At 44.8% G+C, this 22,440-nt stretch carries 18 protein-coding genes; 9 read left to right on the top strand and 9 right to left on the bottom strand.

Annotation, left to right across the window (positions count from 1 at the left end):
- Positions 1-113 precede the first annotated feature (113 nt).
- A complete protein-coding gene (locus FR741_RS21860; RefSeq protein WP_167427705.1) occupies positions 114-1,967 on the bottom strand; it encodes an ABC transporter ATP-binding protein in 1,854 nt (617 codons plus the stop codon).
- A 145-nt stretch (positions 1,968-2,112) separates the two neighbouring features.
- Here FR741_RS21860 and FR741_RS21865 point away from each other — a divergent pair, with 145 nt between their 5' ends.
- Genes FR741_RS21865 through fhuB form a run of 4 tightly spaced genes read left to right on the top strand, consistent with a single transcriptional unit; the run spans position 2,113 to position 7,940 of the window.
- Positions 2,113-4,218, top strand: a complete 2,106-nt coding sequence (locus FR741_RS21865; protein WP_167427706.1) for a TonB-dependent siderophore receptor — start codon at positions 2,113-2,115, stop codon at positions 4,216-4,218.
- Positions 4,219-4,270: 52 nt separating this feature from the next.
- Positions 4,271-5,056, top strand: a complete 786-nt coding sequence (locus FR741_RS21870) for an ABC transporter ATP-binding protein (RefSeq protein WP_048625354.1) — start codon at positions 4,271-4,273, stop codon at positions 5,054-5,056.
- A complete protein-coding gene (locus FR741_RS21875; RefSeq protein ID WP_167427707.1) occupies positions 5,047-5,976 on the top strand; it encodes an iron-siderophore ABC transporter substrate-binding protein in 930 nt (309 codons plus the stop codon). The genes FR741_RS21870 and FR741_RS21875 overlap by 10 nt, the downstream gene beginning before the upstream one ends.
- On the top strand, positions 5,973-7,940 hold the full coding sequence (fhuB, locus tag FR741_RS21880) for a Fe(3+)-hydroxamate ABC transporter permease FhuB (protein WP_167427708.1): 1,968 nt from the start codon (positions 5,973-5,975) through the stop codon (positions 7,938-7,940). The genes FR741_RS21875 and fhuB overlap by 4 nt, the downstream gene beginning before the upstream one ends.
- Positions 7,941-8,039: 99 nt before the next feature.
- Here the strand turns inward: fhuB and FR741_RS21885 are convergent, their stop codons facing one another.
- From FR741_RS21885 to FR741_RS21920, 8 genes are all read right to left on the bottom strand, one after another.
- A complete protein-coding gene (locus FR741_RS21885; RefSeq protein ID WP_005392418.1) occupies positions 8,040-8,888 on the bottom strand; it encodes a mechanosensitive ion channel family protein in 849 nt (282 codons plus the stop codon).
- A 96-nt stretch (positions 8,889-8,984) separates the two neighbouring features.
- Positions 8,985-10,325, bottom strand: coding sequence for an HlyD family type I secretion periplasmic adaptor subunit (locus FR741_RS21890; RefSeq protein ID WP_047008476.1), 1,341 nt, complete (start codon positions 10,323-10,325; stop codon positions 8,985-8,987).
- Positions 10,300-12,018, bottom strand: a complete 1,719-nt coding sequence (locus FR741_RS21895) for a type I secretion system permease/ATPase (protein WP_167427709.1) — start codon at positions 12,016-12,018, stop codon at positions 10,300-10,302. Before FR741_RS21895 ends, FR741_RS21890 begins: the two co-directional genes overlap by 26 nt.
- Positions 12,019-12,171: 153 nt before the next feature.
- Entirely contained in the window at positions 12,172-12,762 is a 591-nt protein-coding gene (locus FR741_RS21900; protein WP_005392412.1) for a calcium-binding protein, read from the bottom strand.
- A 207-nt stretch (positions 12,763-12,969) separates the two neighbouring features.
- On the bottom strand, positions 12,970-13,626 hold the full coding sequence (locus tag FR741_RS21905) for a LuxR C-terminal-related transcriptional regulator (protein ID WP_080619247.1): 657 nt from the start codon (positions 13,624-13,626) through the stop codon (positions 12,970-12,972).
- A 228-nt stretch (positions 13,627-13,854) separates the two neighbouring features.
- Entirely contained in the window at positions 13,855-14,523 is a 669-nt protein-coding gene (locus tag FR741_RS21910; RefSeq protein ID WP_150917684.1) for a LuxR C-terminal-related transcriptional regulator, read from the bottom strand.
- Positions 14,524-14,770: 247 nt separating this feature from the next.
- A complete protein-coding gene (locus tag FR741_RS21915; protein ID WP_005392406.1) occupies positions 14,771-14,971 on the bottom strand; it encodes a restriction endonuclease subunit S domain-containing protein in 201 nt (66 codons plus the stop codon).
- A 56-nt stretch (positions 14,972-15,027) separates the two neighbouring features.
- Positions 15,028-16,944 (bottom strand): methyl-accepting chemotaxis protein, encoded by a 1,917-nt coding sequence (locus tag FR741_RS21920; RefSeq protein ID WP_005392399.1) that lies wholly within the window; start codon positions 16,942-16,944, stop codon positions 15,028-15,030.
- A gap of 310 nt (positions 16,945-17,254) precedes the next feature.
- Here FR741_RS21920 and FR741_RS21925 point away from each other — a divergent pair, with 310 nt between their 5' ends.
- From FR741_RS21925 to FR741_RS21945, 5 genes are read left to right on the top strand one after another with little or no spacing between them, the layout of a single operon-like run.
- Positions 17,255-18,211, top strand: a complete 957-nt coding sequence (locus tag FR741_RS21925) for an AAA family ATPase (protein WP_167427710.1) — start codon at positions 17,255-17,257, stop codon at positions 18,209-18,211.
- Positions 18,212-18,225: 14 nt separating this feature from the next.
- Positions 18,226-19,152, top strand: a complete 927-nt coding sequence (locus FR741_RS21930; protein ID WP_053808320.1) for a DUF58 domain-containing protein — start codon at positions 18,226-18,228, stop codon at positions 19,150-19,152.
- Between the two features lie 38 nt (positions 19,153-19,190).
- Positions 19,191-19,667, top strand: a complete 477-nt coding sequence (locus FR741_RS21935) for a DUF4381 domain-containing protein (protein ID WP_047008481.1) — start codon at positions 19,191-19,193, stop codon at positions 19,665-19,667.
- Positions 19,660-20,664, top strand: coding sequence for a vWA domain-containing protein (locus FR741_RS21940; RefSeq protein WP_167427711.1), 1,005 nt, complete (start codon positions 19,660-19,662; stop codon positions 20,662-20,664). The genes FR741_RS21935 and FR741_RS21940 overlap by 8 nt, the downstream gene beginning before the upstream one ends.
- Entirely contained in the window at positions 20,657-22,438 is a 1,782-nt protein-coding gene (locus FR741_RS21945) for a VWA domain-containing protein (protein WP_167427712.1), read from the top strand. The genes FR741_RS21940 and FR741_RS21945 overlap by 8 nt, the downstream gene beginning before the upstream one ends.
- Positions 22,439-22,440: the final 2 nt, after the last annotated feature.

Genomic DNA, 22,440 nt, shown 5'->3' on the forward strand with positions numbered 1-22,440 from the left:
CCTAACTCAATGAATAATCACAAGTAAACGTCACCCATTGACGCCTACTCACTCGGTATAAACGGCAGACATAAAAAAGAGGAGCATTTGCTCCTCTTTCGTATAGCGTCATATTAGATGACTTGCAGTTGAGCATCACTTTGCTCAGACAAAAAGCCGCCGGTTTGATGCTTCCACAACTGAGCGTAAACACCACCCAATTGCAGCAGCTCGTGGTGTGAGCCTTGCTCAATGATTTTGCCGTCATCCATCACAATCAAACGATCCATCGCGGCAATCGTTGATAAACGGTGAGCAATCGCAATCACTGTTTTTTCTTCCATCAGAACTTCAAGGTTTTCTTGAATTGCCGACTCCACTTCTGAATCAAGTGCAGACGTTGCTTCGTCCATGATCAAAATTGGTGCGTTTTTCAGCAGCACGCGAGCAATCGCCACACGTTGACGCTGACCGCCAGACAACTTCACGCCGCGTTCTCCCACTTCAACGTCATAACCAACGTTACCTTGCTCGTCTCGTAGAGATTGAATGAAATCATGAGCATGTGCTTTTTCAGCAGCTGCGATAACGGCATCCATTGAAGCATCTGGATCACCGTAAAGAATGTTCTCTTTAATTGAACGATGCAGCAAAGAGGTGTCTTGCGTGATCATACCGATGTGTTGGCGCAGCGACTCTTGTTCGACTTGAGAAATGTCCTGTCCATCAATACAAATTTTCCCCGTATTTACGTCGTAAAAACGCAGCAACAGGTTAACCAACGTGGATTTGCCTGCCCCAGAGCGACCGACAATGCCGACTTTTTCGCCCGGTTTGATAGTCAGATTCAAGTTCTCAAATACCGCCTTTTCATCACTGTAGTTAAAACCTACGTGATCAAAGCAGATCTCACCTTGAGAGATTTGCAGAGGCTTGGCATTTGGTATGTCTTTCACTTCAACGTCGTTTGAAATCGTATTAATACCGTCCACTACCGTACCGATGTTTTCAAACAATGCGCTAACTTCCCACATGATCCACTTCGACATTCCTTGTACGCGCAACGCAATACTAATGGCAATCGCAATAGCACCAATTGTTACAGCGTGATCTAGCCATAAATAAACCGAAATGGCACTGATAGACATCAGCAGTAAATAGTTGATGGCATCAACACTAAACAGCAAACAAGTCACCATGCGCATTTGGCGGTAAACCGTCACCAAAAATTGCTTCATGCTGCTTTCTGCGTATTCCAACTCTCGTTGCGAGTGCGCGAATAGTTTTATGGTAGAAATGTTGGTGTAAGAATCGACAATGCGCCCAGTCATTACAGAACGAGCATCCGCTTGCTCTGTCGCTACTTGTTTCATTTTAGGGATAAAGTAGAACTGGATAACCGCGTACATCCCTATCCAAATCACAATAGGCAACATCAGCAAACCATCGGCCTCGCCCATCATCCAAAGCATCGAAAGAAAATAAACGCTGATATAAACCAGTACATCCACCAACTTCATGACCGTTTCTCGTACCGCTAACGCACTTTGCATCACTTTGGTCGCAACTCGGCCTGCAAAGTCACGTTGGAAAAATCCAACCGCTTGTTTTAGCAAGTAACGGTGAATCAACCAACGGATAGACATCGGGTAGTTACCCAATAACGTTTGGTGCATCACCATTGAGTGGACAAAACCGAGAGCTGGCATCACAACCGCCACTAAGAACAGCATCATTAGCATGCGATCACCCTGGTCTTGCCAGAATGTTGCGCGATCTTGATTAGAGAGAATATCGACGAGCTCACCCATATAACGCAACAGCGTCACCTCAGTAATGGCAATAAGCGCACTGAACACAGCCATGACAAGTAAAGGGGCTTCAAAGCCACGAGTGTAAAAGCGACAGAAGCCAAAAAGTGTCTTCGGTGGCTTTTCGGTTTCCATCTGGGGAAAGGGTTGGGTCAGTTTTTCAAACCAATTGAACATAACAACGACTTTAAGTACCGCGAATGAATTTGCGAACGTTTTACTATCTTTTGATACAAAAGTCAGTAAAATACCGAAACAAAAGTTCAAATGATAATAATTACAATTAAGCTTAGCGTTAATCATAATTGTCGGGAATATATTTATGACAAAGAATAACTTACTGGCCATCGCGATCCGTAACGCGTTGGTCTGTGCTTTGGCACCAACAGCAGCAGTGGTTGCATTCACAGCACAAGCTCAAGAAGACGTTGTACAAGATGACATTATTGCAATGGAGACCATTACGGTCACCGCGCAAGCACTTAAAGTAGAAACCCCTGCGGCAGAAACGCCGCGCAGCGTATCTATCATTTCTGAAGATGAACTTCGTGTTCGTGCACCGCAAAAATTGGACGAAGCATTACGCTACACATCTGGCGTAACCGCTCAGCCTTATGGCGCCGACAACGACACCGATTGGTTCAAAGTTCGCGGTTTTGATGCTGCGACTTACCTAAACGGCAACCGCCTATTCCGCGATGGTTACTACACATGGTTAGTCGAACCTTACGGCCTAGAAAGTGTAGAAATCGTTAAAGGCCCATCAGCTATTCTGTTTGGTGAATCGGCACCAGGCGGTATCGTGAATGCGGTGCAGAAAAAACCAACGTTTACGCCTCAAGGCGAAGTAAAAGTCGAAGTTGGCAACAACCAACACCAATCCGTAGGTTTTGACATTGCTGACGAAGCAAACGACGCAGGCACCGTGCGCTATCGTTTGGTTGGCTTGATGACAAGCCAAGACGGTGAACTGGACGGCACAAATAACGAGCGTTTCTACCTAGCGCCAAGTGTCGAGTTCGACATTTCTGACCGTACAATGCTGACCGTTTTGGCTACTTACCTTCATGATGACGGTGTACCAACTAACCCATTCTTCCCGGCAGCAGGTACTCTGATTGGTTCTAACTTTGGCAAAATCGATCCTTCGACTAACCTTGGTCAGCCAAACTACGATAAATACGAACGCACGCAGTTTTCTCTAGGTTACTTACTAGAGCACGACATCAATGACACGTGGTCATTCTCGCAAAACCTCAACTACGGCTCCAATGAGTTGTACTTGCGCAGCTCTTACGCGTTCTCAAACAACGATCCAGCAAAAGAAGAGTTAACGCAAGGCATCGTATTCCGTGACGGAAAAAACCAGAGCATCACGTTCGATAACAATGCTGTCGGCAACTGGATGACAGACAACGCAGAGCACACAGTGCTTATCGGTATGGATCTGCAATTCCACAAAACCGATGGCGACGAGCAAGACAACTACGCATTTGGCACCATCAATCCGTGGAACCCAGTTTACGGCAACTTCACCCCGCTTGATCCTGCCAACAACGTGAAACGTGAGATTGAGAAATCTCAAGCAAGTCTCTATTCACAATACCAATTGAAACTGCATGAACAGTGGATTGGTAACATCGGTGCTCGTTACGACTGGGTGAAAACAGAAAACTCTGGCAAAGGCGCTACCGTTGATCAAAGTGAATCTCGTGATGATGGTCAGCTCTCTCTAAGTGCGGGTGTGATGTACCTTGCAAACAATGGCCTGTCACCTTACGCAAACTACTCTCAGTCGTTTGAAGTGATCAGCACTATTGATGCGGCAACCAATGAACTATACAAACCGCTGGAAGGCGAGCAAGTAGAAGTGGGTGTGAAGTATGAGCCAAACTTTATGGATGGCTTTATCAACCTTGCATGGTTCGACATCACGCAAAAGAACGCGTTGGTCACCAACCCATCAACATGGATTGCGACACAAACGGGTGAAGTGACTTCTCAAGGTATTGAGCTTGAAAGCACAACACAGCTAACCGACGATCTAAAACTGATGGCAAGCTACACCTACACCAAAGCGAAAACAGATGAGAGCTTTGGCCAAGGTAAAAAACAAGCCGCACTTATTCCTGAACACCAAGCTTCAGCATGGGTAGACTACAGCGCCTACAGCCTGATTCCAGGCCTCAATATCGGTACTGGTGTGCGCTACGTAGGTGAGTCAAAAGATAACCCTAAGAGCTCGAACCTAACTATTCCTTCAGTCACTCTTTGGGATGCGTCAGTCACTTACGACATCACTTCACAGTGGCAAGCACAGCTAAACGTGAACAACATTCTGGATAAAGAGTTTGTTTCAGGTTGCGATTACTGGTGTTACTACGGCCAGTCTCGCTCTGTCATGCTAAACGCAAACTACCGCTGGTAATTGAACTTTCTACTCCCCTCTCTTGAGGGGAGTTTTCTCCTAAGAGTCATCCATGTTTCAACTGTCTAATATTGAGATCGTTCGAGGTGGACGTCAGATCCTCGGCATCGACCAACTTAACATCCCAACGAATGAACTAACTGTCGTTTTGGGCCATAACGGTTCAGGCAAATCTACACTGGTGAACTTGCTTTCTGGTCAAATGTCACCAGATAAAGGCACGGTAACACTAAACGACACTTCCCTTTCGTCACTCAAAACCAAAGAGCTGGCAAAGCAGATCGCCTATTTGCCACAAAAGCTGCCCTCCTCGGCTGGTTTAACGGTAGAAGAGCTAGTGCGCTTGGGCCGCTTTCCGTGGCGTGGCGCACTTGGTCGTTGGAAACCTGAAGACAAACAGATCATCACGCAGGCTATGGAACGAACAGGAGTTACACCTTTTGCTCAAGCTTTGGCGGATGACTTATCGGGCGGCGAGCGCCAACGCGCTTGGGTGTCTATGCTGTTGGCTCAACAATCACCAATTTTGATCCTAGATGAACCGACCTCCGCGCTCGATGTTCACCATCAATTTCAACTGATGGCGCTACTTGCAGAGCTAAATAGAACCGAGAACGTAGGCATTATCGTGATCCTGCACGATTTGAACTTAGCACTGCGCTATGCAACCCACATTGTTGCGCTCAAGAAAGGTCAAATTGCGTTCGAAGGCAACGCCGACATGTTGCTAGATGAGGAGCGCCTTTCTGAGTTGTATGAGTCACCGATTAAGCTCATTGATCATCCAACTCCAGCCAACACATTGGCGAGCCAAAAGGTGGCTGTTGTATGCGCATAATAGCTCGTTTACTTACTGTGGTTACACAATCTGCTTTTCTGTTGGCATTTTTTATGACTAATGCAAATGCAGTCATCACCGTTACCGATGAATATGGTGAGCATAGTTTTGAGCAAGCGCCACAACGCGTTGTTGCCTTAAACTGGGACATCTTAGAACAAGTTTTGGCGCTAAACGTAGAACCAATCGCAGCCCCAAATTTACCAGGCTACCGCCAATGGGTCGTCAATCCAACTGCACCAGAGTCAATTGAAGATATTGGAACCCGAGCAGAGCCCAACTTAGAAAAAATCGCCAGCTTGAAGCCAGATGTCATCCTTGCTGCGTCTCCACAGCAAGACTTGATTCCGTTACTCAAACAAATTGCTCCGGTTATATATTTACCTAATTTTTCTGAAAATGAGGCTGCGGCCGAGACTGCTATTCGTCACTTTCGTACGCTCGGCAAGCTATTCAATAAAGAGGCACTTACTGAACAGAAACTGACAGAATTAGATGCTTCATTTGCGCAGATGCGCCAGCGAATTCGCCACTATTACTCTGAGCCACTCAGTGTTCTGGTGATGCGTTTTTCAACGCCGAATACGGTGTTTCTTGCAACCGAAAATTCCACCACAGACTACGTGGCCAGAAAGCTGGGATTACACGCTCCAATTAAAGAGGCTCCACGCGCGTGGGGCGTAAAGCAAGATCGGATTAATCGACTTCAAAACCTTCAAAACAGCTACGTTCTCTACGTACAACCTTTCCCAGAAGAACGCAAACTGAAAGATTCGCCACTTTGGCAAGCGATGCCGTTTGTAAAGAAGCAGCGGGTAAATTCAGTCAGAGCAGTGTGGGCGTATGGCGGTGCTATGTCTCTGCAATACACCGCTGAAGCGATTACCGACAGTCTAATAGAGTTGGCACCAAAGCAATGAGAACGAAACATTATATTGGTTATCTGGCGCTGATTACGTTACTTAGCGTCTTTAGTCTACAAATTGACACTAATTTATCACTCTTCGAACAGTGGCAATTATTAACAAAACCAGAGGTAGCGAGCGAATTTCGTGACGTATTTTTTACGCAAGCTCAGCTTCCTAGGTTAAGTATTACCCTGCTTGTTGGTGCCATGCTTGGTCTCACCGGCAGCTTAATGCAGCAATTAACGCAGAACAACCTCACCTCGCCGTTGACTCTTGGCACCTCTTCTGGCGCTTGGCTTGCATTAGTTTTGGTAAATATTTGGTTTGTTGATTGGGTAGCCGACTACTCTGCATTAGCCGCAATGGTAGGCGCCTTAGTGGCGTTTGGCCTGATCGTATCTATTGCCGGTGTGCGTAATATGACGGGTTTACCGCTAGTCGTTTCAGGGATGGTGATTAATATCCTGCTCGGCTCTATTGCCACAGCCATCATTATTTTAAATGCTCAGTTTGCACAGAATATTTTTATGTGGGGAGCGGGCGACCTTTCACAATACAGCTGGGATTGGTTTGAGTGGTTATTGCCTCGCTGCGCTATCGCAATCGTAATTTTGATCGTCGCACCACGCATTCTGACCTTAATGAAACTAGGACAAGAAGGCGCAGCAGCGCGTGGGTTAGCAGTATTACCTGCTTTTGGCACGTTAATGGTGATGGGTATTTGGCTGGTATCTGCCTCAATCACCGCAGTTGGCATTATCAGCTTCATCGGATTACTGACACCCAATATTGCCAGAGCGATGGGGGCAAGAACACCGCGCGACGAATTGATCAGCAGCATGCTTTTGGGCGCAATGCTGTTAATCATCACCGACTCTGCCGCTATCTCACTAAGCTTATGGTTAGAGGAAACCATTCCTAGCGGCGTAGCGGCTGCAGCTATTGGCGCCCCCGCTTTAATTTGGTTTACTCGTAAAAAGCTGACGGCAACCGATCAACTTAACCTTTCAATGAGCCAAGGAAAAACGGCGCTTTCTAAACGCGCGGTATGCAGCATTGCGCTATTCAGTCTGGTTGGGATTCTAGCTTACTCATTCGTTACCCATGGTATAAACGGGATCCAATGGTCCGTGCCAGGGGAGTTCCAATGGCAATTACGCTGGCCGCGAATGCTAACCGCACTTTCTGTCGGTATTGCGCTATCCGTTGCCGGAATCATTTTGCAACGCATTGTTTACAACCCTCTGGCCAGCCCAGATATTCTCGGTGTGTCTTCCGGAGCCACGTTTGCCATTATTACGACAGGAGTCATCGCTGGGTCACTTCTCTCCGCATTTAACTGGGGTATCGCTTTTTTCGGAAGTATGTCCGTATTGATGTTATTGCTGATTATCGGTAAACGAAGCCATTTTAATCCATCTAACTTCGTGTTGTCCGGCATAGCACTAACGGCACTATTAGAAGCCCTTGTTCAATTTTCGCTAGCTCAAGGTTCTGGTGACAGTTACAAAATTTTATTGTGGCTAACTGGTTCAATTTATCGAGTCACAGCCGACACCGCACTGATGCTATGTTTGGCAATAATGGTTCTGCTTACCGCTGTATTCGCGATTTCTCGCTGGCTAACATTAATTTCCATCGGACGACAATTCTCAAATGCACGAGGACTTAACCCCACCGTAGCCAATACGCTAATGCTCACCATCGTTGCTTTATTATGCGCCTTTTCTACCGCTACAGTTGGTCCGATATCTTTTGTTGGCTTGGTCGCTCCCCATATGGCGATGATGTTAGGAGCAAGAAAAGTGAAAGAGCAACTAAGTGTCGGAGCCTTAATTGGTGCAACCCTAATGTTGTGGGCAGATTGGCTGGGACAAATCGCTATTTATCCAAGTCAGGTCGCAGCTGGCACATTGGTCGCTATTTTAGGCAGTACTTACTTTCTGTTTTTAATGCTGAAAAGTAAATTCAGCTAAGTATTCAGGGAATATAGTTAGAGCTGGAAATACCGTTAGAAAAACAAACCCCGCTATGTTTGATAGCGGGGTTTGTTTTAACTAGCGTACGACACTTCTCTATTTTTCACTCACCACAGGAAAGCGCTGCTCATAAAGTTCCATAAAGTCTTTACGAATCAAATGCTCCAAGTGGTTAGCTTTATCGGTCGGGCAGAAAATCATAACATGCAAAATCTGCTCACCATTGATATTGCTAGAAATATGCATATGTGGCTCTGCACCGGGAAGATCGACCCCAGCGTGTTTTTCAATCATCGCGTTGTAGCGATGCGCAACATCACTGAAGTAGCTACAATGCTCTTCAATCTTGTCGGTCAAGATTGGTAACAGAGGATACAAATTAACGAAGTCTTTCACCACGATAGAAAAATTGTGGTAGACGTAGCGCTTCATAAAATTGAGGTTCTTTACTGGGTAAGTAAAAAACATACTATTGGGTAAGGTCGCGGTTTTTCCGGTGTAGTGATATTGCCCATGGTGCAGGTCGATCTCTTGAATCACCGTCGCCATCATATTGTGCTCGATCACTTCGCCGCACAGTTTACCGACCTCAATCCAGTCACCGACACGAAAAGAACGTGAGCTTGCTCTTTGAATCGAGCCTGTAAAACACAAAATTATCTCTTTGGATGCCACAACAATGGCAACCGCTATCGCCGTGACACTTAGAGCAAACTCGTTTATTTCTGATTGCCATAAAATAAATAAAATCAGTAATGTAACGGCAAAGGTGCCGTTCTTAGTTCTGGACATCCAGCTGCGCTGATCTTCAGAAAGAAAGGCATGGTCACCACGAATCATCGATAAAATGGTACGACGAATTAACCACATAATCACAAAGATCAGTGCGGTAAAAATCAGTTTATGAGTGAGAAGAAAATCGACGACTAACTGCACTTTCTCCATTCCACGGCTCCCTTAGAATTAAAATACGGCCTAGTAACGGGTAACCATAACAAATTATTTTGTCAGTTGTCCGTGTTCACTCAAGTACTTTTGAGATTACTCCTCTCTAAAGGCGCGATTCATGCTTTCAGTGATTGGCTTTATTAAATAACTTAAAGGCGTTCGCGGTTCAGATAAAATAAGCACTTCCGCGTTCATTCCTGAAGTTAAGCGGTGTTTGGCTACATCTTCTTGCGAAATTGCAATTCTAGCGAGGTAAAAATCCTCTTGGTTTTCTTGTGAAAGCTTATCCGCAGAAATCGTTAACACCGTGCCGTCTAATGGTGCCAACGTTCTAGCATTCAGAGCGGTCAGACGAACATGCGCCTGCTGACCTGGGTTAACTAAATCGATATCCTGAGGATTCACGCGAGCCTCGACTAACAACTTATCGTCTTGAGGAACCAACTCTAATAGCGTTTCACCCGAACCAATCACACCTTTTTCGGTAAACACCTGCATGTTGACCACACGGCCTGCAATAGGTGCATTGATGGTTGTTCTCGCTACAATATCTTGGGCTGAGCGATACTCTTCACGAATGGCGACGATTTCCTTTTTGGTGTTTCGTAGCTCCTCGACAATCTCATTCAGTCTTTCAAGCTTCAACTCTTCAATTTGCGCTTGGTTTTCATCCAACCTTTTGCTTACTGTGAGTGATTGTCTATCTAACTGACTTAAGGTACTCCGCACTTCCGCCGCAAGACGTTTGAGTTGAAGCAAGGTGGATTTACCCGAAAAGCCTTTTTGAACTAGAGCTTGGTTACTGTCTATTTCTTCGGCGATAAAATTGAGTCTTTCTCTCTCAATTACTTTGGTTTGCTGGAGGTTTTCCAGCTCCAAATTTGCTCCAGAAATACTCTGCTCAATGATGCTCAGCTTACTATCAAAGAATCGCTTTCTCGCTTCAAAGATCTTGTTTTGAACCAGTTGAGCTTCTTGGACGATATCGACGCGAGGAATACTTTCAAGATCATCAGACCATACGATCGTTGGCAATTCATCTAGCTCAGCACTTAGACGGTTTTCCTTCGCTAGAGTATGAATAAACTGACCACTTAATGAATCCAACTTCGCCATAGCTTGTCGCTTAGAGAGTTGAATTAATAATTGACCTTTTTCAACTAAGTCCCCCTCCTGCACGTACAGCTTTTCAATAATGCCGCCTTCTAGATGTTGAATTTCTTGGCGCTTAGTGAGAACAGACAAATCGCCATAAGCAATCGCAGCACTCTCTAATTTCGCTGTCGCAGCCCAGTAGCCTAGACCGCCAAGAAAAACACTTAGCGTCACGACACCAAGTAAAATTGGCTTTCGAAAGCTTAGTTTCGCTTGCGGACTAAAACGATAAACGGTTTCAGACGGATGCTGATTAACGGCTGGCAGTTGATTGCTCATTTCTTACCCTTGGAATATCTGTTCTTTCTTCGCCCATCAAGCGTTTTAATACTTCATCTTTAGCACCGTATAATTTGACTCGACCTTCAGCCAAATACAGCAATCTATCCATTTGTCGTAATGTACTCGGATTATGGGCAATGACGATAATCGTTGATCCTTGCGCCTTTAAATGGGCAATCAAACGTTGATATGCAGCCTCTCCTTCACCATCAAGGTTGGCATTAGCTTCATCGAAAATCACAATAGATGGATCGCCATAAACGGCTCTTGCAAGTGCGATTCTCTGCCTCTCTCCTCCAGATAAACCACGGCCATTTTCGCCAATAACGAAATCATAGCCTTTGTTTTTCTTGAGTATTAATTCATGACATCCTGCTAGTTGCGCCGCCTTAATGACTTTAGCGGGGTCTTCTTCTTTGAAGCGCGCGATGTTCTCCCGAATTGTGCCAGGAAACAACTCTACTTCTTGAGCGAGATAACCAAAATGGGCGCCGCGATCTTCCGATGCCCAAGTAGACACTTCCATACCATCAAGCGTAACCTTACCTGCTAATGGCTTGATCGTACCTAATAACAACCGAGCAAACGTCGATTTACCAGTACCAGAAGGGCCAATAACTCCGACAGCGACTCCGGGAGGCATAGATAAGTTGATCGATGAGAGTACAGGCTCTGCTGTGCCAGGATGGCGATAAGCAAGTCCAGTAAGTTCATAGTGCCCTTTTGGCTTTGGCAGTGGCATATTCGATTCATCTTGGCGCACGATTGCGTCGATTTCTTTTAGTCGTTTATACGCGCCTTTAGCAGACATAGCACTTCGCCATGTTCCAATCGCCTGCTCCATCGGCGAGAGTGCCCGACTCATTAAAATGGAACTCGCGATCATCGCTCCCGCAGTAATCTCATGTTGGATCACTAACCATGCTCCGCCTCCCAACAAAAAGATCTGTAGTGAACCACGTACAAACTTAGAAAAGTTAGCCATGTAAATGGACTTACCTGCCACTCGCTCTTCGAGCATATTGACTTCATTCACGCGCGACTGCCATTTCTCTAAAAACGCGTTCATCATCCCCATCGCAAGAATTGAATTGGCATTTTGCGTGGCTAGCTCGGCGTTGTTGATATGAGAGATCGCCCTAACTTCACTCTCTTGCATGGTTTTACGCGTCATTAGCTCATTGAGTAGCCCGAGACTAAACAATACGATAGACCCGAGTAACGCGATGTGACCCAATACTGGGTGCAATAAATATACGAACAAAATAAACAGCGGTGTCCAAGGCGCATCCAATAGTGGATAGGGTGCTTGGCTGCTCAAAAAGCTTTTGATGTTCTGAATGTCTCGCAGCGTTTGCGAGGTGTAACTCTTCCCTGTGTGCGATTGGTATTGAATGCTGCGCTTAAGCATAAAAGTGGACAGTTTGGTGTCCATCCAATAACCAAATGATTTACTCATTTGGGCGCGAGCGATATCAATAATCGACATGGTTAGTAACGCGACAATCACGATAATAGTGAGCAAAAGTAGAGTATCGGTTGAATAGGAGGATATCACTCGGTTGTACACTTGAAGCATGTACAAGGGTATCGAGAGGACTAGTAAGTTGATAAAAAGGCTAAAAGCGATTAGCAAGCCCGCAAGCGTGCATAGTTTTTGTCTCACTTCTTTGAAAACCGTTTTTTGCACGACTATTTCCGTTTAAATTGAAAATGTAGGCGCTAGCAAAAGCTAGCACCTAACTTAAGACAGCCTCAAATACACTCTAGAATGACCGAGTTAGTTCACCTCAGCGTGACAGAGCCACACAAACTAAATCCCATTCTGAGTGATTTAAGTCATTTAGATTGCAAATAAATCCGCACCGTAAGTATTGATGTCAGTTTCGGTAACGCCAATGAGTTTCACGGTTAGATCAGCACCATCGGTAAACACGGCATTACCTACAGCATCATAGCTAAAGCTTAAATCACCGAAGTCTGTGACCGAGTCGCTAATAATGTGCAAAGAATCTTCACCAATGGTGAAATCCACAACTTTTGCTTCGCCATGGCCACCAAACTTATCCGTGAACACAAACTTATCGCCATTGCTGCCGCCAACTAGAACATTATCACCAGAACCAGCTACAAGAATATCTTCACCGACGCCGCCATTTAGTTTGTTGTCACCCAACAAACCCAAAAGCAAATCATTACCTGTACCACCGCCGAGGTAATCGTTTCCTGTACCAGCCCTTAGGATGTCATCACCAGCACCACCAGTTAGGCGATCATCACCGTCGCCGCCGATCACATAATCGTTACCGCCACCGCCAACAAACGAATCATTACCACCAAAACCAATAAACAAGTCATCGCCGCCATCGAAATCAGCAAATTGGTTATTTACACCTGCATCGCCTAGATACGTGTCATTGTCACTTGTGCTCATTTTTATTCCCTCTTGTCTTAATAATTGAATAGACCTTTTATTCTATGTCTGAGTAGATTTGTAACAGACATGAGAAGTCTAATAGTCAACCGAATAGGAATAAGTTTGAATATGGGATGATATTTCAGACTGACATTTTAATAATAAATATAAAACTTAGTACTTTATAGAGTATTTTCTTTTTATTACAGTAAGTTAATACTAGTACTACAGATTTCGCCTAGCCCAACTTGTTGCTTGCGTACGGTTCTTTACTTCTAACTTTCTAAAAATATTGTATAGATGTGATTTAATAGTATGCTCACTGATAAATAAAGAATCAGCAATTTCCATATTTGAGCCTCCTTCTTTCAACATTTTTAAAACTTGAATTTCACGCCGAGTAAGCTCTACCTCGATAGCGGGCTCAATAATGCTATTCGCTTCTTTTCCTCGATAATAATTAACCAGCTGATCCAGTAATCTTCGAGACAGCCAATTATCTCCTTTTATTATTGCTTTTAACCCCTGACACACCTTGTCCATGGAGTCTCCCGGACCGAATATACCCTTTACATGCGGCCATGAGGCGAGTTCTTCTGTGTCTAAGTCATAACCTAAATTAAGCATTATGGTTCCTAGCACTTTATTACTATCTTTTAAATAAACTAAAGTTTCGGATGGAATCTCAACTGAAAAATCAACAAGCAAAAAGTAGCGTTCCGGAATGAGTTCGTGATAACTAGGGTTTTTAGTATCTATGATCGTTATTTTAGTTTCTATATTTTTAGAAAGCATTTCCTTAAAGTTTTCACTCTGTAAACTTTGTTGAGTGAGCATTAGGACTTCAGGCTTTTCCATATACTGTTCCATAATGTTTCTCATACTTTCAGTGACTTAACATTCTTAAATTAGTCGTTAATCGTCCGCACTTAGTGTGATATGTAAGTGCTAGTCCACAGAGTAAAGTTATTTGCTACTTTTTTAAATTCCAAAGTTATTAAAAAGAGAATCAAAAAAAGTGTTTCTCATAAAAGAAACACTTTTAACACATTTAGGTCACAGTAATGATTAAGAATTCACTAAATTAAATAACGCAATATTTCAAGAACATTACACTGTTAACGAGTTATCCGAAATATTTTCTTTCGCCCAAATAAGTGCTTGGACTCTATTTTTTACTTCAATCTTCTTGAAAATATTGTGTAAATGAGTCTTTACCGTATTCTCGCTCACAAATAGTTGTTCGGCAATTTGTTGATTGGAAGCCCCCATAGAGAGAAAGGTAATTATTTGTTGCTCTCGTTTGGTCAAAATAGCGGGAACATTCTTATTTATAGGTTTGCAGTGGCGACGAAGGTGAGTAATGTATTGCTGAGAAAACTTACGGCTGAACCACATATCCCCCTGAAGTACCTTACCAATCCCAACTTGCAGCGTTTTTATATCATCAGAGGTATAGAAAATACCTGCTAGAGTACGCCAAGCAAAAAGATCTTCAGTCGAAATGGATTGATCACAATTAATTAAGATTTCGAGCGTATCTTTCTGTTGCGACTCTTTAAATTCCGAATAACGCCGAAAGATTTCATCAGTGATCACGCTGCAATCAACAATAATGGCTGACGCTAAAGGCGAATCTAACGCTCCGTGAATAAGAGAGTCTGGTGTGATTAGAGCAACACTAATACCGAGTTTGGTCTCCAATACATCTTTCAGCAGAGATGACTGCAGACTGCCCTCCGTGATTAAAATGACATTTCTTGTTTTTTGTTGCTCCATCCTGATCGCATTCCCTTGGTCGCTTTTATTGAAATACGCAATAGATTTAGATAGAGCAGTAGTATTGTCAAGTATGAAAATAACTAGTACTAATTAATAACTCATTGAAGTGTCAATAATTTTTAAGTGGCAAGTCTGTAAGAGGTATTAGCATTTTTCAGGCATTAAAAAAGGGAGCATACACTCCCTTTTTGTATTTGAGTTGGTGATTTTGTCGCGCCCGTTAGAGCCGAAACCTCACCCTAGCTTAGTGAACTGGAACAGAGTTTTTTTGGTTAAATTTACCAAAGTGTTGCTCTAACACTTCTGGCGTCAACTTACCTTCTGCTTCCAGCTTTTTTAGCTCAGCGACGATCGCTTTTTGCTCTTCTAGCGACGGCAGTTTTACTTCTGGCTCCTGAGCGGCTTCCTGAGAAATCTGCTCTAGTTCTTTTTCGAAGTCATTCATAGTACTTACCTAAATTTAGTTAGTGAACTTTTAAACTTCGGCTATTCTATCCAACTCTATAGCTTGAAGCTACCAACCATCTTGTCCAGACGTGAAGAGAGCGCTTGAAGATCACGACTTGCATCCGCCAGCTCTTCTGCCGTTGCCGTTGTCATTTCATTGATCGCGTTGATTTCTTCAATGTTTTGGTTAATGGTATGCACCACAGTGGATTGCTCTTCCGTCGCCGTCGCAACTTGCGTATTACGATCAGAGATGTCTGTAATTCGCTCAGAAATATTGACTAACACTTCCACTGCTTCATCGGTTGAAGCGACCCCTTCAATAGTGACCGCTTTACCCGCTTCCATCGCACTTACCGCATCTTGTGCGTCACTTTGAAGTTGGTTGATCATCCGTTGGATCTCTTCTGTTGAATCAGCCGTGCGTGACGCTAGGTTTCTTACCTCGTCAGCAACCACCGCAAAACCACGACCTTGCTCTCCAGCACGTGCAGCCTCAATCGCGGCATTCAACGCGAGCAAGTTGGTTTGTTCTGATATGTCACGAATTACGCCCAGAATCGAGCCAATATCTTTAGTTGTCGATGCCAGCTGCGTGACGACAATATTGGTCGTTTCTACGTCATCAGCTAGGCGGCTAATCACCTCTTTGGCTTTCATAACCACTTCACGACCCGTTTGAGTATTGTCAGAAGCCTGATTTGCCGTATCGGCAGCAGTAGCCGCGTTCGATGCAATTTCGCTGATGGTCGCACCCATCTGGTTAATCGCCGCAACAACTTGAATGGTTTGATCACGTTGCTCTTGGCTGTTGTCATGTGTGGATGTTGCTTTCGTCGATACACTTTCTGCCGCTTGACTTAATGAGCCGCTAGTTAAAGCAACTTCTTTCATTGTGGCGTGGATCTTCTCAATAAATCCGTTGAAGCCTTTTGAAAGCTGAGCAATTTCATCATTACCCTGAATTTCAATGCGCTGCGCCAAGTCGCCTTCACCTTGCCCAAGGTCAGTAAAACGATCGGCAATCAGTCGAATTGGTTTAGTAATACTATTTGCCAACCATACGCCCATCAGAATGAATACAACGGCGACAATGATGGTCGTAAACAGCATTTTTTGCGCAGTAGCATTTAGGTCCGCGAAGACTTCATCGACAGGAACTACACCAATGACAAACCAATTCATTGAAGGAACATACAAACTGGAAACAAACGTGTCCTGCCCTTCAAAGTCCACATTAATCAAATTGAAGCTGTTTTTATTCAGCAGTGCACTCGCATCACTACCAAATAGCTTGGTGATAGAAGTTTGGTTTTTACCTTGTTGACGATGTATTTGAATCTCACCCTGTTCGTTAGTGAGGAACACATAACCCGTATCTTCAATTTTAAACCCATTGAGCAGCGCAACCATGTCGTCCATCGACTTTGAAAGACCTGACATTGATGTACCATTTAAGTCTTGGTAGTTGGCAAACATTTTTACTTCGCCGTTTGCCTCTTGGAAAACGCTCACTGACGTTTCTTGACCAGAAGACGTAAAGCCAAAGAACCAAGCATCTTGAGTTCGATTAAGCTGACGCAAGAACCCGTTTTGATTCCAGTAATATGCCGTTTGACGATTGGCTACCGACGCATCATTAAGTCCGTACTGGGATTTAACGTTATTGAGCTGCTGAACTAACTGAACTTCTACCGACGGGTCGCGGTCTGTATTAGATAGGGCTTCGACAATAAACTCGTTTGTTGCGAGCTGTTTTGCGGCTTGTTGCATCTCTACAACTTCGCGGTCAATTTCTGTATTGATTTGCTGCAGCATCGCAGGTAGTTCGATATCAATAAGACGGTGGCTCAACACATCTCTTGCATGACGCTGAGCCATAACACCAACGATAATTGTTGATGCTAAAACAGCAAACGTAATACCAAGTACAACCTTCTGTTTGATGCTCAAGGAATGAAGTTTCAACATATTCGGACCTTTTAAAAGAATCACTTGTTATTGGCCCCATAAGGGGAATCTGGTGCATATCTCATGACACGCACATCACAGAAACTTTATCGGCTCACATATACAAAACTAGAGGCATTTCTCACTATATTATGAAAAATAAATGTAACGCTCTGTCAGATAAGAACTTTCAGTGATAGCAAGTACTTGCAATTCTCTGCAGCGTCCCAATATTGAAAAGATAAATTGCGAAAGCGCATTGGAACTTTTTCCATCTGGAAAATGACCAATACTCAACACAAAAATCAAATGGATATCGAGAGTCCAAAGCATGCATAAATCTAACTTCGAAACTCTTCAGCAATACCTAGAGTCGCAGATCATTGGTCAGCAAGATCTAGTCAAACAACTGCTTGTTGCCCTTTTGGCAGATGGACATATTTTGGTTGAGGGCCCTCCTGGGCTGGCAAAAACCCGTGCAGTAAAATCACTCTCAGATTGTGTTGAAGGCGACTTCCACCGAATTCAGTTTACCCCTGACTTGCTGCCAGCCGATTTAACCGGCACCGATATCTTCCGCCCCGAAACCGGAGAGTTCACTTTCCAATCTGGTCCTATCTTCAATTCTCTTATCCTTGCGGATGAGATAAACCGTGCACCGGCCAAAGTACAAGCGGCGATGCTTGAAGCAATGGCAGAGAAACAAGTCACAGCAGGTCGCCTTACTTACCCGTTGCCAGAGTTGTTTTTGGTCATGGCGACTCAAAACCCGATTGAACAAGAAGGGACTTATCCACTACCTGAAGCACAGCTAGATCGCTTTTTATTACATTTAGAAGTGGAATACCCAGATGCGGAACATGAGCTATCTATCTTGCGTATTAACCGCGGTGAAGCAAAAGGCGAAACTACCGTCGAGCGCCCAATGTTAAGCCAACAAGATATCTTCACTGCGCGTAAAGAAGTGTTGGATATTCATATGGCGGAAACGATAGAGCAGTACATCGTCCGTTTAGTTATGGCAACACGTCGAGCCAGCGAATATGACACTGAGCTGGATAAGTGGTTGTCAATGGGCGTTAGTCCACGTGCCACCATCGCTCTGGATCGTTGTGCCCGTGCGCACGCTTGGCTTGCAGGTCGTGATTTTGTGTCCCCAGAAGATGTTCAAACCATGGCTTATCCGGTTTTGCGCCACCGTTTATTACTGAGTTACCACGCTCAAGCGGAAGGCATTACGGCAAACCAAGTCATTGATAAGCTGCTAAACCTCGTTGGCAGTGCATAAGACGAGGGAGTGATATGTCCACAACGCATCCATTGCCACCTCATGCGAATGGGGTGACATTAACCCTTGAAGAGCTGCTGCAATACCGCACTCAATCTGTACGTTGGTTGCCACCAGCACAAAGTATCTGGTCGCAAATGAGCGGTAACCATACCAGCCGCCAAAAAGGGCGAGGCATGGATTTTATGGAAGTACGCCAATACCAACCTGGCGATGATATCCGCAGTATTGATTGGCGGGTAACTGCTCGTACAGGGAAAGCGCACACAAAGTTATTTGCAGAAGACAAAGAGCAAGCTGTGATTCTTTACCTTGACCTGAGTTCTAGCCTGCATTTTGGGTCTAAGTATATGCTTAAGTCGGTTCAATTGGCTCACTTTGCCAGCGTGTTGATTTGGCTCACTTTGGCTAAAAAGGATCGCATCGGTGCGGTGATTGACGATGGACATCAATGTTTTGAGTTTCGCCCTTCCTCTCTACAAAAACAGGGGTTGCGGATTCTTAATGCTATCGTCGATACACATAACGCGCAGGTGGCTCGTACTGCCAACAACGAGGCTCGTACACTGCCGTATACTCAGGTGTTAGAAACACTTCATACACTGACACCTAAGGGCAGCGAACTGATTATGCTCAGCGACTTTGCCCACATAAGCGCAGCAGAGTTGACGCAGTTACGTCGACTAAAACAGCACAACAGTGTGAGGGCTATACAGTTTTATGACCCTTTAGAAAGAGGTGAAACAAACTTTAGAGGTCAAGTAAAAGCCTCAGATGGACAACGTAGTCAATGGTTCAACTTTGGCTCCAAGGGCCAAAGAAAGGAACTCGAAACACACTTTACTCAACACCAAGAAACCATTAAACAGCAATGCCATTCGATGGCGATTCCATTTAACACGCTATCAAGTGGTTGGCCCTTGATTTCACAATTAAGCTAACAAACAGTACAAGCAGCATTTATTAAGCAGTAATAATAATGACAACAAACAACCAAAGCCTAGACCTTGAACCTCTGATTTTACCAAACGCTCCGGATTGGTTTCCGCTCGCTTGGGGATGGTGGGCAGTGCTTGCGGCCACCGTACTTTTCGTTTTCAGCATTTATCTTTATACGAAATGGCGTAAAAAACGCCTACGCGCGCAAAAGGCAGCCTTAAAACTTTTAACTCAATCTGTCACACCTCATACCCCTTCCTCTGCTCTAGAAATATTGCGTCAGGCGGCATTGAGTTACTTTCCGCGTGAAGAAATCGCGCCATTAACTGGAATCGCTTGGTATGAGTTTCTCGATAGCCATACCAAAGAAACTCGATTCGTAGACAAACAACATCAGTGGCAAGAAGCGCTGTATCAGAAATCCTCTCAAGAAAATCATCAAAGCTTGGTCGATGATTGTGTCTTTTGGATAACTCACGCTTTGCCACCAAAGAAAAAGGCAAATAACCGTGACTGAGCAAACACTCATAACCGATCTTGCCCAATGGCTAAACATTGAATTTGTCTGGTGGTGGGCACTATTTTTGCTGCCTGTCCCCTGGCTGGTATACAAGCTCCTGCCACAAGAATCTCAACAAGCCGAGATCAAATTGGCGTACTTACCAGCTAATGAGAATGGCAGCAAGCCTAAGCAAGCCCTGCAAAAATCACTATCAGTGGCGATCTGGGTTCTTCTTATCATTGCTTGTGCGCGTCCAGTTTGGTTTGGTGATCCAGTTGAGTTCCAACCCAAATACCGGGACTTGATGTTAGTCGTCGACCTATCTGGCTCGATGCAGCAAGAAGACATGGAGCTCAACGGCGAATACATTGACCGCCTCACCGCTGTCAAAAAAGTTCTATCGGATTTCGTGGCAAAAAGAAAAGGTGACCGTCTCGGGGTTGTTTTGTTTGGCGATCACGCGTATTTGCAAACGCCACTCACTGCAGACCGTAAAACCGTCATGCAGCAGATTAATCAAACCGTCATCGGCTTGGTTGGTCAACGAACCGCCATTGGTGATGGTATTGGTCTAGGCACGAAAACTTTTGTAGACAGTGATGCTCCGCAACGAGTCATGATTTTGCTTAGTGACGGCAGCAATACTGCCGGTGTGCTCGAACCGCTCGAAGCAGCGGAAATCGCAAAAAAATACAATGCGACCATTTACACCGTAGGCGTAGGTGCTGGTGAAATGATGGTGAAAGAGTTTTTCATGACTCGCAAGGTTAACACCGCAGCCGACTTGGATGAGCAAACACTAACTAAAGTGGCAGAGATGACTGGTGGACAATATTTTCGGGCGCGAGATACTGAACAGCTCGAAAAGATCTACGACACGATCAACCAGCTCGAGCCCGTGTCAAGCGACACGCAAACTTGGCGTCCGCAGTCAGAATGGTTCCCATACCCATTAAGCGCTGCATTCGTACTGTCGGTATTGTTATTCCTACTGAGGAGAAAACATGGCTGAGTTTATTTTCCTTAACCCTTATTGGCTTTTGGGGCTTATCGCAATCCCTATTGCGCTCTTGCTCAATCACAAACTTAGAGCAAAAAAATCGACACTGATTGCCCCTCACCTAGCTAAAGTGCTCGGACAAAACACGCAGTCCAAACACTATTTTATTCTCTGGGGCGTAGCTTGGGCGATTGCCTGTATTGCGCTAGCGGGACCAAGCTGGCAATCCAACGCTCGCCCAAGCTTTGAGTTAAACCAAAACCGCATTTTAGTGCTTGATATGTCTCGCTCGATGTTCGCTACGGACATCAAGCCTAATCGACTCGCGCAAACACGTTATAAGGCGCTGGACTTACTTCCTAAATGGAAAGAAGGGGCTACGGGTCTTATTGCTTACGCTGGCGATGCCTATAACTTAAGTCCACTGACGACTGATTCCAGTACGCTTGCCGGCATTATCGAGAATTTGTCACCAGAGCTAATGCCTTTTCAAGGGGCAAACCTGCCTTCCGCAATTGAATTAGCGCTCAACCAGTTCTCTCAAGCAGGGGTGCAACAAGGCGACATCATCGTGTTAGCTGATGACCTTGATGAGTCAGAACTGTCTCGCGCGTTGAATTTAGTCGAAGGTAAAAACATTCGGATCTCTGTTCTTGCAGTAGGAACCGCTAATGGTGCTCCCATTGCCCTACCCGATGGTTCTCTTTTAAAGACTGCACAAGGCACAACTGTCGTAGCGAAAACAAATCTGAAGAATTTACAAATACTAGCAAAGAAAACAGGTGGAATTTTTGTTCCTATTCAGCACACCAATCGCGATGTTGAGAACATTTCGGCCTTTACGAGCAACGTTGGCAGTCAACTTTCGGCCAAGAAGAGTGAAGAAGTGAGCACTGACTCTCGCTTAAACGGTGGCTTTTGGTTGCTGCCGCTGTTACTTCTGCCTGCAGCTTTACTGTTCCGACGCGGCCTGATTTGGATGTTTGTGGCAACAATAATACCGATGACTTGGACACAACACGCCGAAGCAAATCCGTTCTTAAATGCCGACCAACGAGGAGCGGAACTCTACAAGCAAGGTGAGTATGAACAGGCGCAAAACCTATTTACAAACCCAAGCTGGAAAGGAGCCGCCAGTTACCAAAAAGGTGACTACGAAGCCGCTATCGAAGCATTTTCTCATGACTCCTCTCCTAACGGCCGCTATAACCTTGCCAACTCTCTGGCGCAAAATGGTCAATTAGAAGAAGCAGCAGAGCTTTATAAAAAACTGCTTGAAGAAACGCCCAACTTTGAAGCTGCAAAGAAAAACTTGTCGGTTGTGGAACAGCAACAGCAACAGCAACAGCAACAGCAACAGCAACAGCAACAGCAACAGCAACAGCAACAGCAACAGCAACAGCAACAGCAACAGCAACAGCAACAGCAACAGCAACAGCAACAGCAACAGCAACAGCAACAGCAACAGCAACAGCAACAAAAGTCTCAAAACGGTGAGAAGGAAGAGCAAGGACAACAGTCACAAAATCAGCAAGAATCTGAAAATAAAACAGAAAAGCAAAAAACAGAGCAACATCGACCGAAACGAGGTGAAAAGCAGGCTCAGGAACAAGGTGAACCAATGCAGGCTCAAGTGCAGCCAAAAAACACGCATCGGGATGATCCTGAATTCCGTCGTCTAGAAGCAGTCGAAAGCGCTCGCGATCCAAGCTTTTTGATTCGTGCACAAATGCAGCTTCAAGCTCAACAAAAACAACCTCCACAACAATCTCAAAAGGAGTGGTAAGC

It is taken from the genome of Vibrio diabolicus, from assembly GCF_011801455.1.
GTDB classification, from domain to species: Bacteria; Pseudomonadota; Gammaproteobacteria; order Enterobacterales; family Vibrionaceae; genus Vibrio; species Vibrio diabolicus.